Origin of the sequence: Shewanella sp. MEBiC00475, from assembly GCF_005234075.1 — a bacterium.
In the GTDB taxonomy this organism is placed as follows: Bacteria; Pseudomonadota; Gammaproteobacteria; order Enterobacterales; family Shewanellaceae; genus Shewanella; species Shewanella polaris.
In genome coordinates, this window is the sequence record NZ_CP039928.1 from 3586488 (window position 1) to 3602261 (window position 15774).

At 41.5% G+C, this 15774-nt stretch carries 17 protein-coding genes; 16 read left to right on the forward strand and 1 reads right to left on the reverse strand.

What is annotated here, in order from left to right; translation table 11 throughout:
* Nucleotides 1–100: 100 nt before the first annotated feature.
* The 9 genes from FCN25_RS16015 to FCN25_RS16055 all read left to right on the forward strand — a co-directional run bounded on the left by FCN25_RS16015 (nt 101) and on the right by FCN25_RS16055 (nt 9331).
* Nucleotides 101–1222: a bifunctional tRNA (adenosine(37)-C2)-methyltransferase TrmG/ribosomal RNA large subunit methyltransferase RlmN gene (locus FCN25_RS16015; protein ID WP_137226417.1), complete on the forward strand. Its 1122-nt coding sequence runs from the start codon at nt 101–103 to the stop codon at nt 1220–1222.
* A 31-nt stretch (nt 1223–1253) separates the two neighbouring features.
* Nucleotides 1254–2039 carry a type IV pilus biogenesis/stability protein PilW gene (gene pilW, locus FCN25_RS16020; RefSeq protein ID WP_137226418.1) on the forward strand — a complete coding sequence of 262 codons (786 nt, stop codon included), beginning with the start codon at nt 1254–1256 and terminating at the stop codon, nt 2037–2039.
* Nucleotides 2039–3010: a RodZ domain-containing protein gene (locus tag FCN25_RS16025; protein ID WP_137226419.1), complete on the forward strand. Its 972-nt coding sequence runs from the start codon at nt 2039–2041 to the stop codon at nt 3008–3010. The genes pilW and FCN25_RS16025 overlap by 1 nt, the downstream gene beginning before the upstream one ends.
* Nucleotides 3011–3041: 31 nt before the next feature.
* The gene (ispG, locus tag FCN25_RS16030) at nt 3042–4157 is read left to right on the forward strand and encodes a flavodoxin-dependent (E)-4-hydroxy-3-methylbut-2-enyl-diphosphate synthase (protein WP_137226420.1); all 1116 of its coding nucleotides are present in this window, start codon (nt 3042–3044) and stop codon (nt 4155–4157) included.
* Between the two features lie 98 nt (nt 4158–4255).
* Entirely contained in the window at nt 4256–5530 is a 1275-nt protein-coding gene (gene hisS, locus FCN25_RS16035; protein WP_137226421.1) for a histidine--tRNA ligase, read from the forward strand.
* A gap of 26 nt (nt 5531–5556) precedes the next feature.
* Complete coding sequence (locus FCN25_RS16040; protein WP_137226422.1) at nt 5557–6177, forward strand: tetratricopeptide repeat protein; 621 nt, start codon at nt 5557–5559, stop codon at nt 6175–6177.
* 12 nt (nt 6178–6189) lie between these two features.
* A complete protein-coding gene (gene bamB / locus FCN25_RS16045) occupies nt 6190–7425 on the forward strand; it encodes an outer membrane protein assembly factor BamB (RefSeq protein WP_137226423.1) in 1236 nt (411 codons plus the stop codon).
* Nucleotides 7426–7528: 103 nt separating this feature from the next.
* Nucleotides 7529–8995: a ribosome biogenesis GTPase Der gene (der, locus tag FCN25_RS16050; RefSeq protein WP_137226424.1), complete on the forward strand. Its 1467-nt coding sequence runs from the start codon at nt 7529–7531 to the stop codon at nt 8993–8995.
* A 126-nt stretch (nt 8996–9121) separates the two neighbouring features.
* On the forward strand, nt 9122–9331 hold the full coding sequence (locus tag FCN25_RS16055; protein ID WP_137226425.1) for a DUF3565 domain-containing protein: 210 nt from the start codon (nt 9122–9124) through the stop codon (nt 9329–9331).
* 16 nt (nt 9332–9347) lie between these two features.
* On the opposite strand, the gene FCN25_RS16060 is transcribed toward FCN25_RS16055, so the two are convergent.
* Nucleotides 9348–9749: a hypothetical protein gene (locus tag FCN25_RS16060; protein WP_137226426.1), complete on the reverse strand. Its 402-nt coding sequence runs from the start codon at nt 9747–9749 to the stop codon at nt 9348–9350.
* 136 nt (nt 9750–9885) lie between these two features.
* Here FCN25_RS16060 and FCN25_RS16065 point away from each other — a divergent pair, with 136 nt between their 5' ends.
* The 7 genes from FCN25_RS16065 to FCN25_RS16095 all read left to right on the forward strand — a co-directional run bounded on the left by FCN25_RS16065 (nt 9886) and on the right by FCN25_RS16095 (nt 15727).
* Nucleotides 9886–10452: a cytochrome b/b6 domain-containing protein gene (locus tag FCN25_RS16065; protein WP_137226427.1), complete on the forward strand. Its 567-nt coding sequence runs from the start codon at nt 9886–9888 to the stop codon at nt 10450–10452.
* A 131-nt stretch (nt 10453–10583) separates the two neighbouring features.
* Nucleotides 10584–11093, forward strand: coding sequence for a TlpA disulfide reductase family protein (locus FCN25_RS16070; RefSeq protein ID WP_240778324.1), 510 nt, complete (start codon nt 10584–10586; stop codon nt 11091–11093).
* Between the two features lie 4 nt (nt 11094–11097).
* The gene (locus FCN25_RS16075; RefSeq protein WP_167496033.1) at nt 11098–11337 is read left to right on the forward strand and encodes a DUF4266 domain-containing protein; all 240 of its coding nucleotides are present in this window, start codon (nt 11098–11100) and stop codon (nt 11335–11337) included.
* The gene (locus FCN25_RS16080; RefSeq protein WP_137226428.1) at nt 11328–12626 is read left to right on the forward strand and encodes a DUF3570 domain-containing protein; all 1299 of its coding nucleotides are present in this window, start codon (nt 11328–11330) and stop codon (nt 12624–12626) included. Before FCN25_RS16075 ends, FCN25_RS16080 begins: the two co-directional genes overlap by 10 nt.
* Nucleotides 12627–12682: 56 nt before the next feature.
* A complete protein-coding gene (locus FCN25_RS16085; RefSeq protein WP_137226429.1) occupies nt 12683–13579 on the forward strand; it encodes an FAD:protein FMN transferase in 897 nt (298 codons plus the stop codon).
* A gap of 16 nt (nt 13580–13595) precedes the next feature.
* Nucleotides 13596–14255, forward strand: a complete 660-nt coding sequence (locus tag FCN25_RS16090; protein ID WP_137226430.1) for a response regulator transcription factor — start codon at nt 13596–13598, stop codon at nt 14253–14255.
* Between the two features lie 68 nt (nt 14256–14323).
* A complete protein-coding gene (locus tag FCN25_RS16095) occupies nt 14324–15727 on the forward strand; it encodes an ATP-binding protein (protein ID WP_137226431.1) in 1404 nt (467 codons plus the stop codon).
* The last annotated feature ends 47 nt before the right edge of the window (nt 15728–15774 follow it).

The following is a 15774-nucleotide window of genomic DNA, read 5'->3' on the forward strand; positions in this document are numbered from 1 at the left end:
AATAACAAGACTACTTTGATTACTAGCTAATCTTGGTAAGCATCTGTATAATTCGCCGCCCTGTTACAGGTTTTGGTGTTTGAGTTTTGAGGTTAGGCAGATGAGTGAAAAGAAAATCAATTTATTAGATCTTGATCGTAAAGGACTGCGAGCGTTGTTCAGCGAGATGGGCGAAAAACCATTTCGTGCCGATCAGTTAATGAAGTGGATCTATCACTTTGGCGTCAGTGACTTTGAAGAGATGAACAACATAAACAAAGTGTTGCGTGGGAAATTAGCTGCGCGATGCGAAATAGTAGCACCTGAAATTGCTAGTTTTCAAAAATCTAATGATGGCACCATTAAATTTGCTATCAATGTTGGCCAAGGCCAAGAAGTTGAAACAGTTTACATTCCAGAAGAAGACCGTGCGACCTTGTGTGTATCATCACAAGTTGGTTGCGCCTTAGAATGTACCTTCTGCTCAACGGGTCAGCAAGGTTTTAACCGTAACTTAACGGTATCTGAAATCGTTGGTCAAGTTTGGCGAGTGTCACAATTTTTAGGTTTCCATAAAGACACTGGCGATCGTCCTATTTCAAACGTAGTAATGATGGGCATGGGCGAACCTTTGCTAAACCTTGCCAATGTTATTCCTGCAATGGACATTATGTTAGATGACTTTGGTTTTAGTTTATCTAAACGTCGTGTGACGTTATCGACTTCTGGCGTGGTACCAGCACTTGATAAATTAGGTGATGCCATTGATGTTGCGCTAGCAGTAAGTATTCATGCGCCTAATGATGAGTTGCGTGACGTGCTGGTTCCTGTGAATAAAAAATATCCACTGCAAGAATTTTTAGCGGGTATTCGTCGTTATTTGGAAAAGTCGAATGCAAATCGCGGCCGCGTGACCGTCGAATATGTGATGCTTGACCATATCAATGACAGCACAGATCAAGCGCATGAACTTGCAAAGTTAATGAAAGATACTCCATGTAAGATTAACTTAATTCCGTTTAACCCGTATCCTGGTTCTCCTTACGGTCGCTCGTCTAATTCACGTATAGATCGTTTTTCTAAAGTATTGATGGAATATGGCCTAACGGTCATCGTGCGTAAAACACGTGGTGATGATATTGATGCTGCTTGTGGTCAATTAGCTGGTGATATCCGTGATAGAACAAAACGTTTAGCAAAAAAACAAATGCAACAGAGTCAGATTTCAGTCACAATGGAATAACTTGTTGTTTGCACAGATAATAGGCTTATAAATGAAGCACGGAATGCAGAAAGTTTGTCTGTTTACCTTAATCGCCTTGTCTACCACTGCTTGTGTGACTGAACGTACTTACAGTGGTACAGATACCCCTGTAGCGGAACGTCAGTTTGATAGGCAGGGGGCTGCGAGAGAACGAATGCAACTTGGACTCACTTACCTAGGTCGTGGGAATAGTGAACAAGCAAAGTACAATTTAAATAAAGCCGTTGAATATGCGCCGAATATCAGTGAAGTACATATGGCCATGGCATATTATTATCAAACCGTTGGTGATGTTGAACGAACAGAAGCGTCATACAAAAAAGCCATTAGCCTAGATGATGTGACAGGCGATGCGCGAAATAATTTTGGGGTTTTTTTATGCCAGCAAAATAAGTTTGTTGAGTCTGAAAAAATGTTTCTTGCTGCAATTGAAACACCTAATTATACCCGCACAGCATCGAGTTATGAAAACTTAGGCGTATGCAGTCGTAAAGCAGGTAATAAAGAAAAAGCGCGACAGTATTTTAATATGGCGTTAAAGTATGATAAAAGACGGAAAGTAACATTACTAGAATTAACCGAGTTAGCCATGGAAGATGCTGACTACGGCAATGCGCGCGAGCTACTTGCAAGATACCATCAAGTTGCTAGCGAATCAGCAGAAAGTTTAGCCTTAGGGATTAAGATTGAGCGGGCGGCGAATGATGTAGAGGCCGTAAAACGATTTGGCATTTTATTAATTGCGAAGTTTCCTGCATCTCCACAAGCCAAAAATTATAGAGCTAACTTGAATTAATGACTAAAGAATTCGAAGAAGAACAAGACGCTGGAAATGCGTCGTTGTTAAAAGATGTTGTTACTGCTGGCGCCATTTTAAAAGCGGCTCGCGAAGCAAAAGGTATCTCTATTGAGACCGTAGCAACCCAATTGCATTTACGCCCCAAGATCATTAATGATCTTGAAAATGATATTTTCGTTAATATTGCCTCCACGACTTATGTTAGAGGTTATATTAAAAATTATGCTCGCATTGTCAATGCGGACATAAGCCAAATTCAGCAGTGTTTAAGCCATCAATTGCCTGAAATTGTAGCACCAGCAATGCAAAGTTTTTCACGCAAAACCACTCATCAAGCGCGTAATAGCCGTCTTAATTTAGTGACTTACTTGATTGTTGCGGTATTAATTGCGTTGTTAGTCTTATGGTGGGTACAAAAGTCCTCGTTATTAACTAATGTAGATTTTTCAAAACCAACCGTTGAAGAAATTGCTGCCGGAAGTAACCAGCTTGAACCGCACCAAATTATGAGCAGTGAAGCTGTAACACCCAACGTTAATGAGTTGAATCATGATGGTAGTGATAATGTCTCTGATAGCGCTAATAATGCTGCAATAGAGGCCGAAGATAAACTTATCCAAACGGCGCAAAACGCGGCGAGTGCCGCTACAGTATTATCGACTAATACACTTAATACCGACTCCACATCTACAACATCAACCGATACCAATGTAGACGGTGTAGAAAGTGTATTAACCATCGAACTCTCCGGTGATTGTTGGGTTAACGTGACAGATGCCAATGGCAAAGTGATGGTTGACGGTGTAAAGAGTGCCGCATATCGAATTGAAGTCAGTGGTAAAAAACCTTTTAAAGTGATTCTTGGTGCGCCTCAAGTTGCCAGTATCAGTCTCGATGGCGAAAAGGTCAGTTTAGCTGAATTTGTCAATGGTCGAGTCGCAAGATTAACCCTGCCTAAAGCGTCATAATGCTTTAGCAACAGCAGTAGAGCATATTTGCATGTATAACGAATCCCCAATCATTCGCAGACCATCCACACGTATTTATGTGGGCAACGTGCCTATTGGCGATGGTGCACCGATTGCAGTGCAATCGATGACCAACACTAAAACCACTGATGTTGAAGCCACAGTGGCGCAAATTCGTGCATTAGAAAAGGTCGGTGCAGATATTGTCCGTGTTTCTGTGCCAACGATGGATGCAGCTGAAGCTTTTAAGATTATCAAGCAGTCTGTCAATGTGCCGTTAGTTGCTGATATTCATTTTGATTACCGTATAGCGCTTAAAGTGGCTGAATATGGGGTTGATTGTTTGCGCATTAACCCAGGCAATATTGGCAATGAAGAACGTATTCGCAGTGTTGTTGAGTGTGCTCGTGATAAAAACATTCCTATCCGCATAGGCGTTAATGGCGGATCGCTTGAAAAAGATTTAATGGACAAATATCGCGAACCAACGGCAGAAGCATTATTAGAATCAGCAATGCGTCATGTCGATATTTTAGACCGTTTGAACTTTGACCAGTTTAAAGTCAGTGTTAAAGCCTCTGATGTTTTCCTTGCCGTTGAATCATATCGTTTACTTGCGAAACAAATTCGCCAACCTTTACATTTGGGTATTACAGAAGCGGGTGGCTTGCGCGCCGGCTCTGTCAAATCAGCTGTTGGTTTAGGTTTGTTATTGGCTGAAGGTATTGGCGATACTATACGTATTTCATTGGCTGCCGATCCAATTGAAGAAATTAAAGTCGGTTTTGATATTTTAAAGTCTTTACGGATCCGTAGTCGTGGGATTAACTTTATTGCTTGTCCTTCTTGCTCGCGCCAAGAGTTTGATGTCATTAGTACCGTCAATGAACTTGAACGTCGTCTTGAAGATATTACTACCGCAATGGATGTCTCTATTATTGGTTGCGTTGTCAATGGCCCTGGCGAAGCATTAGTGTCTGATATCGGCTTAACGGGTGGTTATGCCAAGAGCGGTTATTATGATGACGGAGTGCGTCAAAAAGAGCGCTTTGACAATAAAAACATTATCGATGGTTTAGAAGCTAAAATCCGTGCAAAAGCGAGTATGATGGCCAATCGTATTGCGATTACCGACAAAACCGAATAATCATTAATCCTTTGCATCGCAACGTAAACCTTGTGGATGTTGAAGGCATATTTACATTTTATTAGCGCGAGCTAATTCAAACATTGGACCCGTTAACAGTGGCAAAGCAAATCCAAGCTATTCGCGGCATGAATGACATTCTGCCAACGCAAAGTCCTTTATGGCAAAAAGTTGAAGCTGTATTGCGTTCATCCGTAAGTGCATTTGGCTATAGCGAAATTCGTACCCCTATTGTAGAAAGTACCGATCTTTTCAAGCGCTCTATTGGTGAAGTTACTGATATTGTTGAAAAAGAAATGTACACTTTTGAAGACCGTAACAGTGACAGCTTAAGCTTGCGTCCTGAAGGGACTGCTTCAACAGTGCGCGCAGGTAATGAGCACGGCTTACTCTATAACCAAGAACAGCGTTTATGGTATATGGGACCGATGTTTCGTCATGAGCGACCACAAAAAGGTCGTTATCGTCAATTCCACCAATTTGGTGTCGAAGTCTATGGTATCGGCAGTGCCGATATAGATGCTGAAGTCTTAATGTTATCTGCCCGTTTATGGGACCAGTTAGGCATTAAAGAACATGTCGCATTAGAACTAAATACCCTAGGAGACTCTGCGGAGCGCGCTGCTTATCGTGATGCCTTAATTGCTTTTTTAGAGCAACATAAAGACAAACTCGATGAAGATAGCCAACGCCGGATGTATTCAAATCCATTGCGAGTGTTAGACAGTAAAGATCAACAGGTACAGGCCATTTTAGGCGATGCACCTGCGTTGATGGACTATTTGGGTGAAGACTCCAAGACACATTTTTCAACTTTGTGTGAACTCTTAGACGCTGTAGGCATCCAATACACCATTAATTCACGTTTAGTACGTGGTTTAGATTATTATAACCGTACTGTATTTGAATGGGTTACCACTAGTTTGGGCTCTCAAGGTACCGTATTGGCGGGTGGACGTTACGATGGTTTAGTCGGCCAACTTGGTGGGAAAGATACACCGGCAGTTGGATTCGCTATGGGACTTGAGCGCATTGTGCTCCTGCTTGAAACCCTTGAACTGACCAATGATATAGCTTCCGAAGTGGATGTTTATGTCACAGCAATGGGTAATAATTGCGAAATTGAAGCGATTAAAGTCGCTCAAGAGTTGCGTCAACAGTTGCCAACGCTTAAAGTCATGAGCCATTGCGGTGGTGGTAACTTTAAAAAGCAAATGAAACGCGCTGATAAAAGTGGTGCACAATTTGCGTTGATCATTGGTGAAAACGAAATAGCCAATAATCAAGTCGCTATTAAGCCGTTAAGAACAAACAACGAACAACTATTGGTTACGCGTGCTGAACTCGTAGCTAAAATAGCAGAACTGATTTAAGAACTGATTTTAAAGGGGAAGTGCAAGTGGAAATTTATAGCACAGAAGAACAACAAGTAGATGCTATCAAGCAGTTCTGGAAAGATTATGGTGCTTCTATAGTCATTGGTGCCGTAGTAGGCCTTGGTGGTCTATATGGTTGGAATACTTATTCCGATATGAAAGTAACCGCTGCTGAAGATGCTTCAGAGTCATTCCAGACTATTGTGGCACAGTCGACTAATCCTGCAGCATTATTGGTTCAAGCAGAAAGCTTTGCAACAGAACATGATTCACAAGGTTATCAATCGTTGCTCGAACTGATGGTCGCAAAATCAGCCGTGGAAGCCGGTGATTTAGCGAAAGCAGAAGCATCATTTACTAAAGTGATAGCCGCAAAACCTGGTTCTGGTTTGGATATGGTAGCGATGATCCGTTTAGCGCGAATTCAAGCTGAACAAGACAATTTAGGAATGGCATTAGCCACACTAGAACAGGTAACGGACAAAGCGTTTTCTTCACAACGTGAAGAATTAAAAGGCGACTTTTTAGTGCGTCAAGGTGATTTGGATAAAGCCAAATTAGCTTATCAAGCAGCAGTGGATAATGGTGGTGCACTAACCAGTCCAGCGTTGACCATGAAGTTAGACAATCTAAACAAGGCATAAGGAATTTAGCCGATGAAGTCGTGGTGTAAAAATCTACTTGCCGTTGGGTTAAGTGTTGCTCTTATGTCTGCTTGCTCTTCAAGTGATGTTGAAGAAGAGCCTGTAACTGAACTTGTTGATATTCAAGCAACCGTGTTTCCAGAAATTAGCTGGGATACTAGTGTAGGCGATGGTGTAGGCGATTATTACTCGCAGCTTCGTCCTGCGGTTCGTTATGGAAAATTGTTTGTTGCTGACCGCAGTGGTGTTGTCGTTGCATTTGACGAAACAACGGGTGATGAGTTATGGAAACAAGATTTTAATGATGCTTTTAAAGAGCAGCTTAAAACCAAAACCAAAGGTGTTCGTTTAGCGGCTGGTGTTACAGCTGCTCGTAATAAAGTCTTTGTTGGTGGTGAAACTGGTTTATTAGTCGCCCTTGATGAAGCAACGGGTGACGTCGTATGGTCAGCACAAGCAAATGGCGAATTATTATCGGCACCGACAGTGGCAGAAGATGTTGTTGCAGTGAATACCAGTAAAGGCGCATTTGAAGCATTTAATATCGATAACGGTGAAAAGTTATGGACATTTGAAATGCAACTACCAAACCTTACCTTACGGGGTACGGGCTCTGCGGCATATGAAGCGGGTGGTTTCTTTGTAGGCACTGCAGATGGCAAAGTTGCCGTTGTGGTTAAAAGCAATGGTCAAGCGGCTTGGGAACAAGCTGTTTTTACTCCTACAGGTGCCAATGAGTTTACCCGTATGGCTGATATTGATATGACGCCATTAATCTTGGGCGAAAATCTGTATGTTGCTAGTTACAATGGTAATTTAGTCTCTATGGAGCTTCGCAGTGGTCGTGTGGTTTGGTCGCGTAAATATTCAAGTTTTAATGAGTTAGCAGCTGCAGGCATTGGCCTGTATTTAGTCGACGACCATAGCCGTATTTATTCTGTCGATCGCCGTAATGGTTTAGAGTTATGGAGTAATACGGAACTTCAAAATCGTGAATTAACCTCTCCTGCAGTGCTAGATAATAATATTGTAGTCGGTGATTTTGAAGGTTACTTGCATTTTATCGACCGCAATAGTGGCAAAATAGTTGGCCGTATTCAAGTTGATAGCGATGGACTATTTGGCCAGCCTTTAGTAGTAGGTGATAAAATTTATGTTCAAGGTCGCAGCGGTAAAGTTGCAATTGTTACCTTGAACAAACAAGAGCAAATGAATGATGAGGAAGATACCGAAACTGATGCGGAATAAGTGCTAGCACTATTGTTGCGTTAATTAAGGTATAATGTCCTTACTAGAGCCCCTGGAAGTGTTCCGGGGGCTTTTTATTGAAAAGTTTTTTAGAGGCAAAATCATGATCCCTGTAGTGGCCCTTGTTGGGCGACCCAATGTCGGTAAATCGACATTATTTAACCGTCTTACTCGTACTCGTGATGCGTTAGTCGCTGATTTTCCTGGCTTAACACGTGACCGTAAATACGGTCGTGCATTCTTAGCTGGCTACGAGTTTATCGTTGTTGATACTGGCGGTATTGATGGCAGTGAAGAAGGGATCGAAACCAAAATGGCTGAACAGTCATTGGCCGCGATTGAAGAAGCTGATGTCGTATTATTTATGACTGACGCTCGTGCGGGTATGACGGCTGCCGATTTAGCGATTGCTCAGCATTTACGTAGCCGTGACAAAGTCACCTTTGTTGTTGCTAATAAAGTTGATGGTATTGATGCCGATTCTGCTTGTGGTGAGTTTTGGTCTTTAGGTCTAGGTGAAGTATATCAAATGGCAGCTGCGCAAGGTCGTGGTGTCACTAACATGATTGACTATGCGTTAACGCCTTATGCAGAAGCTATGGGTATTGTTCGCCAGCTTGACGAAGAAGGCGAGCAGGTTGAACGTGAATATACTGAAGAAGAAGCTGAAGCGGAACAAGAACGTTTACAAAACTTACCCATTAAGCTCGCTATTATTGGTAAGCCTAATGTGGGTAAATCAACACTAATCAACCGTATCCTCGGTGAAGAACGTGTTGTTGTTTATGATGAACCAGGTACCACCCGTGACAGTATTTACATTCCGATGTCTCGTGAAGGTAGAGAGTATATATTAATTGATACAGCAGGTGTTCGTCGTCGCAGTAAAGTAAATGAAGTTATCGAGAAATTCTCGGTAATTAAAACCTTGAAAGCAGTTGAGGATGCTAACGTAGTCTTGTTAGTTATCGATGCGCGCGAAGGTATTGCAGAACAAGATCTTGGTTTATTAGGTTTTACCTTAAATGCAGGTCGTGCATTAGTTATTGCGATAAATAAGTGGGACGGTATTGATCAAAAAGTCAAAGACCGTGTTAAAAGCGAACTTGATCGCCGTTTAGGTTTTATCGATTTTGCCCGTATTCACTTTATTTCAGCATTACATGGTACTGGCGTTGGTCACTTATATGAGTCAATTGAAGAAGCCTACGACAGTGCTACTCGTCGTGTGAGTACATCAATGCTTACTCGTGTGATGCAAATGTCGCAAGATGATCACCAACCACCATTGGTTAATGGTCGTCGTGTGAAGCTTAAATATGCTCACGCTGGCGGTTATAATCCACCAATTGTGGTTATTCATGGTAACCAAGTTAAGAAGCTACCTGATTCGTATAAGCGCTATATGATGAACTACTTCCGTCGTTCATTAAAAGTGGTTGGTACACCAATTCAGTTACGTTTCCATGAAGGTGCTAACCCGTTTGAAGGCAGAACCGAGAAATTGACCGTCAGTCAGGAGCGTCGTCGTAAGCGCTCAATAAGTCATATCCGCGATCGTACTAAATAACTTAGTATTGGAATGTCGTAGTATTAAACTACGTTATTTATTGCTCAAAAAGCCTGACTTGTTCAGGCTTTTTTGTGGGTGTGAACCGTGCTCATGGAATTGGTATTAAAGATTGGGTGAACTAGGATGCAGCAAAAAATTACCGGTTATCATCTGGATGAAGAGCATCATTGGGTAGCAGAATTAGGCTGTGGCCATTTTCAACATGTACGGCATAATCCACCTTGGACTGTTCGCCCTTGGGTGACGACGGTAGAAGGTCGGCAACAACAATTGGGGATGATCCTTAATTGTAAAAAATGCGATGTTGCGGCACCGCCTGATCATATCGATTGAATGACGATTGTTTATCTTAAGACGTTAAATCACCAGTAGTTCGACACCACCATAAATATGCGGCAATGTAAGTACATATAATACTGTCCATTACCATTGATAACCAAAATCCATCGACAAAATCTTGATTGGCATGACTCAATACCAGGCTAACAAAAAACAGCTTTTCAATGAGCGCAATGCAAAACAGCGGCTTTATCCAAGTTGAACGCACCATCGCAATAAAAAAGCTACACCCTACCATTAATACCATAAATCCCCAATGCTGAATAAATATCGTGTCACTGGGCTGATAGGTTAGTTGGTTAAGATTTTCGACTGCCCACAGCGGGAATAAAGTATAAAGTCCGCCTAATGACGTGCCTATACCGGCGAGGAATAATGCCACCTGCCGAGTTTTTTGAAAAAAATGAGTCATGTGTGATTCCGTTCATCGTTATTTTATCGTCATAATGTCATGTTTTAGATTCTTTTTCGATTATTGTTATCCATAAGTGATTGTTAAGATTTTGGCGTGATAATGGACCCATCATCGCAATCCTACCGAGGTTTATATGCAAACACAGACTACTTACCCGTTACTTCATCGTCTTATTCATTGGGGATTGGCATTGACCATGATGGTGATGTTATTAACCGTATTATTAAGGCTTGGGTGGATGGAGAAAAACCACATGGCCGCCATAATTCATCAAGGCTTAGCGAAAATCGATGTGATGATTACCGACAAGCAAGCAGTAACGATTGCCAAAAGTATTCGTGGCGTTATGTTCCAGTGGCATATCTATTTTGGTTATGCTGTGGGGGTGTTTGTGTCAGCACGATTTATTTATATGGCCAAGTTTGGTTTGCATTATCCGTCACCATTTTCGAGCCAAGCGACAACCAAGCAAAAGTTTCAGGCATGGGTGTATTGGGTGTTCTATGCTGGCGTTGCGTTATCGGTAATTACAGGTTTGTTACTCAAGTTTGGTCCTGAAGTAATAGAACAACAGGCTGAAACAATTCATAAGTTGGCATTATGGTATTTCGTTCCTTTTATTAGTTTACATTTGGCTGGTATTTTAGTGGCAGAATCGGGTCACGAAAAAGGCTTAGTGTCGAAGATGATTGGTGGGTAACTTTTCCTGTTAATGGGTTAGGGCAATAGTTGCTCTAACTCGCTATTTAGTTTGCTCAGTTTCGTTACTTAAGTAAACCTTAAGATTGATAACTTACTTTGTTGTCTATTAAGTCATTAGGCAGAAGTATAATGTTAAAGAAGTTATTTTCACACTTAGGGAAGTTTAACGTTGCTGCATTTAGTTTGGCTTTAGGGCTTGGACTAAGCATAACGGCTCAAGCCGCGCCATCATTAGATAATAAGGTGATGGATCAGCAAGGGCAGTCGGTCAGTTTACAGCAATTTGCCGGTAAAGTTGTTTATGTTGATTTTTGGGCTTCTTGGTGTGCTCCGTGCCGTAAATCATTTCCGTGGATGAATGCCATCCAGGCTAAATATCAACAGCAAGGTTTAGAGGTTGTAGCCATTAATCTTGATGTTGATACCGCATTAGCCCATGAGTTTTTGAGCAAGCTGCCAGCACAATTTAATCTTCGTTTTGACCCTGAAGGTGATATTGCCCAAGCATTTGAGTTACAAGGTATGCCAAGTAGCTTTTTGTTTAATCGTAAAGGTGAATTAGTCCAAACTCATATGGGATTTTTTACCGAAAACATTCCCGCCTACGAGCAAGAAATCCAAATGTTGTTACAGGAGTAAATTCATGACAAAAGCGTTATATCACCCCTTTGCCAAGGCTGCAGTCGCATTAGCTATTGCCAGTAGTTTGGTTGGATGTTCTAGCCTAGGAGTACAGCCTTGGGAAAAAGACCAATTAGCTCGTGCCGATATGGCTTTGAATAGTGAAAAACTCGATCTCGCATTAGATGATCATATTTATTTTAGTAAAGAAGGCACCAGTGGTGGTCGTTCATTAGCGGGCGGAGGTTGTGGATGCAACTAACATCTAAGCAAAGTATTGCCAGTGCATTGGCGTTAGCAAGTTGTAGTTTATTGAGCCAACAGGCCAATGCTGCAGAACCTATTCCTGCCAATGATGATTGGAAGGTAGATGCTGCCATTATGTACTATGGCGAGCAAGACCGTGTACAAGCTACTGAAGCCATAGGTAACGTACAAAAAGCCTTTGGTGATACATCTCTATTGGATATGAAGATCGTTGTCGACAGCTTAACTGGTGCGTCGGCTTCAGGTGCTGTCGCTCAAGCTGAAAGCCAAACCTTTACTCGTCCATCGGGTGATGGACAATACACAGTTGCTGCTGGTGATACTCCGCTGGACGATACTTTTCATGATACTCGCGTTCAGTTAAGCGCTAATTGGCAAGAAGTGATCAATCAAGATTGGACCGGTAATATTGGTGTATATGGTTCGAAAGAATTTGATTATTTATCTATGGGTATTAATGGCGGCCTTGAGCGTAGTTTTAATAAAAATAATACTACGTTGTCGTTATCGGGTGCCTTTACCAATGATGTTGTCGATCCCGTTGGCGGTCGCCCTGTTGCAATGTCAGAAATGGTGTTTCGTGGCAATTATGACAACGATGCCGATTATCAAGCGGCCTTTGATCAAACTCGTTTGGCCGGTGATGATACTAAACAAACTAGCGATATTATGTTTGGTGTGACTCAGATTATTAATCGTAATTGGTTGATGCAAGCTAATTATGGTTTATCAAGTGTGTCAGGCTACATGACTGATCCATATAAAATCTTAAGTGAAGTTGATGTTAATGGTGTAACTCAATCCTACCGTTATGAGAATCGTCCAGACTCACGCCTTAAACACAGTGTGTTTTTACTCACCAAAGGTGCATTGGATTCAGGGGTAGTTGATTTTTCATATCGCTATAGTACTGATGATTGGGAAATTCAATCGCATACTTTAGAAACGCATTACCGCTATAATTTTAGCCCAACTATGTACGCACAATTGCACTTACGTTATTACCAGCAGCAAGCCGCTGAGTTTTATCAACCATTTTTGATGAGTGGCGATGCAATACCTGAATATGCCAGCGCGGATTATCGCATTGGTGATATGACGGCTTACACCATAGGGCTTAAATTTGGTCAGCATTTATCTGGTGGCCATGAACTAAGTTATCGTATTGAGTATTATCAGCAAAATCCTGAAAATAATGGCACTGAGATACCTGGTCAGCTACAAAACTACGATTTATTTCCTTCTGTGAAGGCGATAGTAGCTCAAGTGAGTTATTCGTTTTAAGATGAACGTATCATCAATAAACAGAGTAATTTAATTTGCTTGAACCAATCAAAACAATGTCAAAAGCCCCAAAGGTGATGAGCTTACAGCCTCGTCCTTGGGGCTTTTTAGGTTCATTTAGCGCTATGGCTAGTCCGTGTGAATTATTAATGGCGGTTGATGACGAGCACATAGCGAGGCAAATGCTGAACATTGCTTATGATGAAGCAAAGCGTATAGAACATAAATTCAGCCGTTTTATTGAAGGTAACGTAGTGTGGGAGTTAAACCATGCCCAAGGTGAAACCACACCGATCGATGCCGAAACAGTGCATTTATTTAAATTTGCTCAACAGTGTTTTCAGTTAAGTGAATCGGCATTTGATATCAGTGCTTGTCCATTAATGGCGTTGTGGCGCTTTGACGGTAGCCATGGTGTGCCGTTACAAACTGAGATTGATGCAAGTTTGCGTAAGGTGGGTTTTGCTCGTATTGCATTAACTGACAACAGCGTTTGTATGCCAGCAGACATGAGTGTCGATTTTGGCGGTATCGGTAAGGAATATGCGGTTGATCGCACCGCACAAACTTTAGTGAATCGTTGGCCAAATCATTCGGTATTAGTCAACTTTGGTGGTGATATTGCTTGCCCTATTATCAAAAGTGATGGTTGGCAGGTGGGGATTGAGAACCCTCATAAGCTTGATAACGCCGCCGCACTTTTAACCATTCGCCAAGGGGCATTAGCCACTAGTGGTAATACTCGCCGCTATATTGAGGTAGATGGTAAACGTTATGGGCATATTATTAACCCCAAAACAGGTTACCCCATAGAGCTGGCACCATTGTCTGTGACAGTATTGGCGCCAAATTGTGTTATGGCAGGCATGTTAGCCACTATGTCGATGTTAAAAGGACCGGATGCGGAAGATTTTTTACAGCAACAAGGTGTCGACTTTAAGGTGTTTCGTTAATGATTAAGGATAATGAATGCGGGTATTATTAGTAGAAGATAATAAGCTTTTAGCGCAAGGTATCGTCATGAGCTTAGCTAAAGAAGGCATTCAGGTTGATCATTTAGCATCATTTCATCAAGCTCAAGTTGCCTTAAACAATGAAGATTTTAGTGCAATTATTTTGGATCTTAGTTTACCCGATGGTAATGGTGCGGACTTATTAAAACAGTGGCGCAAAAACGGTATCTCGTTACCCATTATTGTGTTGACCGCAAACACTGATTTTGACACCCGCTTAATGTGTTTAGATATTGGCGCCGACGATTATTTAAGTAAACCTTTTGATGTAAGAGAGCTGATTGCCAGACTAAAAGCGATTATTCGTCGTCAACATGGTTTAGACCATAACCAATTCAGTTATGGGGCATTAACGATTGATTTCACTCGCTGTGAAGTGCATTTTCGCGATCAACTTATTTCACTTTCTCGGCGTGAATATCAACTATTGTTAGAATTCGCTCAATCGGCAGGGCGTGTATTAACCCGAAATCAGTTAGAGCAGTTAACTTATGGTTGGGATGAAGTGGGCAGTAACTCGATAGAAGTGCATATACATCATTTACGTAAAAAAACCGCCACTGAATTAATTAAAACCGTACGTGGCATCGGTTACATTTTAAATGAGATAGTGTAATTTATTTGGGTCTATTGGGCTCTGTATACTTACCAGTAAATTGATGAACTTAATGCAATAAGGATATTATGTTTTCGTTACGATTATTATTAAGTTTGATCATGCTGGTGGGAATTGTACTCACGGTGACCTTTTCGAGCATATTAAGCACCCGTGATGCCAAACATGAAGTTGAAGAGTTATTTGACGCACAAATGGTGCAAACCGCTAAAATGCTTGAACAGTTTTATGTGGATCAGCTTACAGAAGACCAGTTGGCACAATTGATCTCTCAGCCGATCTTATTTCATGTTGACGATTCGAAAATTGAAACATTTGCTGAGCAAGCCAATCCTAATACCTTGTCTTATGAACACAAATTATCCTTTCAATTATTGTCTAGTACCGGGCAGATACTGGCGTATTCTGACAGTTCTGGCGAGCAGCAATTAACCACTTTTAACCCCGGTTATGATACTCGTATAATTGACCGTGAATTATGGCATGTGTACAGTTTTTTCTCTGAGCCGCATCAGGTATGGATTGTTACTGCACAACGTGATGATGTTAGGCAAGAGTTAGTGTCATTAATCATCAGCAACACTTGGCGAGCGCCATTAATCATTACCCCCATCATGATGTTTTTTATGTTGGTGCTAACCTATTACTTATTTAAACCAGTTAAGTTATTAGAGCGACATTTAGACAAGCGTCCTGCCCAAGACTTAAGCCCAATTAATTTCACTTTACCGACGGAATTAGCATCAACCCAAAAAGCGCTTAACAGCTATCTACTGCGTATTAGCGAGACTATGATCCGTGAGCGTCGCTTTAGTGCCGATGCAGCCCATGAACTTAAAACCCCATTAGCCATTATTAAGTTACACAGCGACGGTTTAAGTGACGTGCTGAGCAGTCAATCCCCAGACGTTAAGCAAGCTACTTTGCCTTACATTGAAGCTATAGGCGAGGGGGTAAATCGTATTAGCCATACAGTAGAGCAGTTGTTGTTATTATCACGAGTTGATGCCATTGAGGCGTTAAATAAAACCGATTGTAAGCTGCAGAATATTATAGAGAATGTGATAAATCAGTTAGTACATATCATTGCCGATTACGAGTGGTATATCGTTGTGCCTAAAGATATGATCATCAATGTCGATCCGTTTTACATTGAATTAGTACTGAAAAATATTATAGAAAACGCCTGTAAATATAGCCCTACAGAATCATTGATAAGCATTAAGGTTACTCAGGACGAGCAACAGACTATGATTTGTGTGGCTGACCAAGGTTGCGGTATGTCAGATGAGGAAATTGCTTTAGCCAAAAATCGATTTTATCGTGTCGATGAAAACACTTCACAAGGTGCGGGTTTAGGATTGTCTATTTGTCAGCACATTATCAGCTTACATCATGGCGAGCTGACTTTTAGTCGGGTACAACCTCATGGACTGGATGTGTGTATCGTATTACCTCGCGCACAGTCATAGGCTTTAAATCGATAAAAACAACATGAGAAAGGTTATCGACTCATATT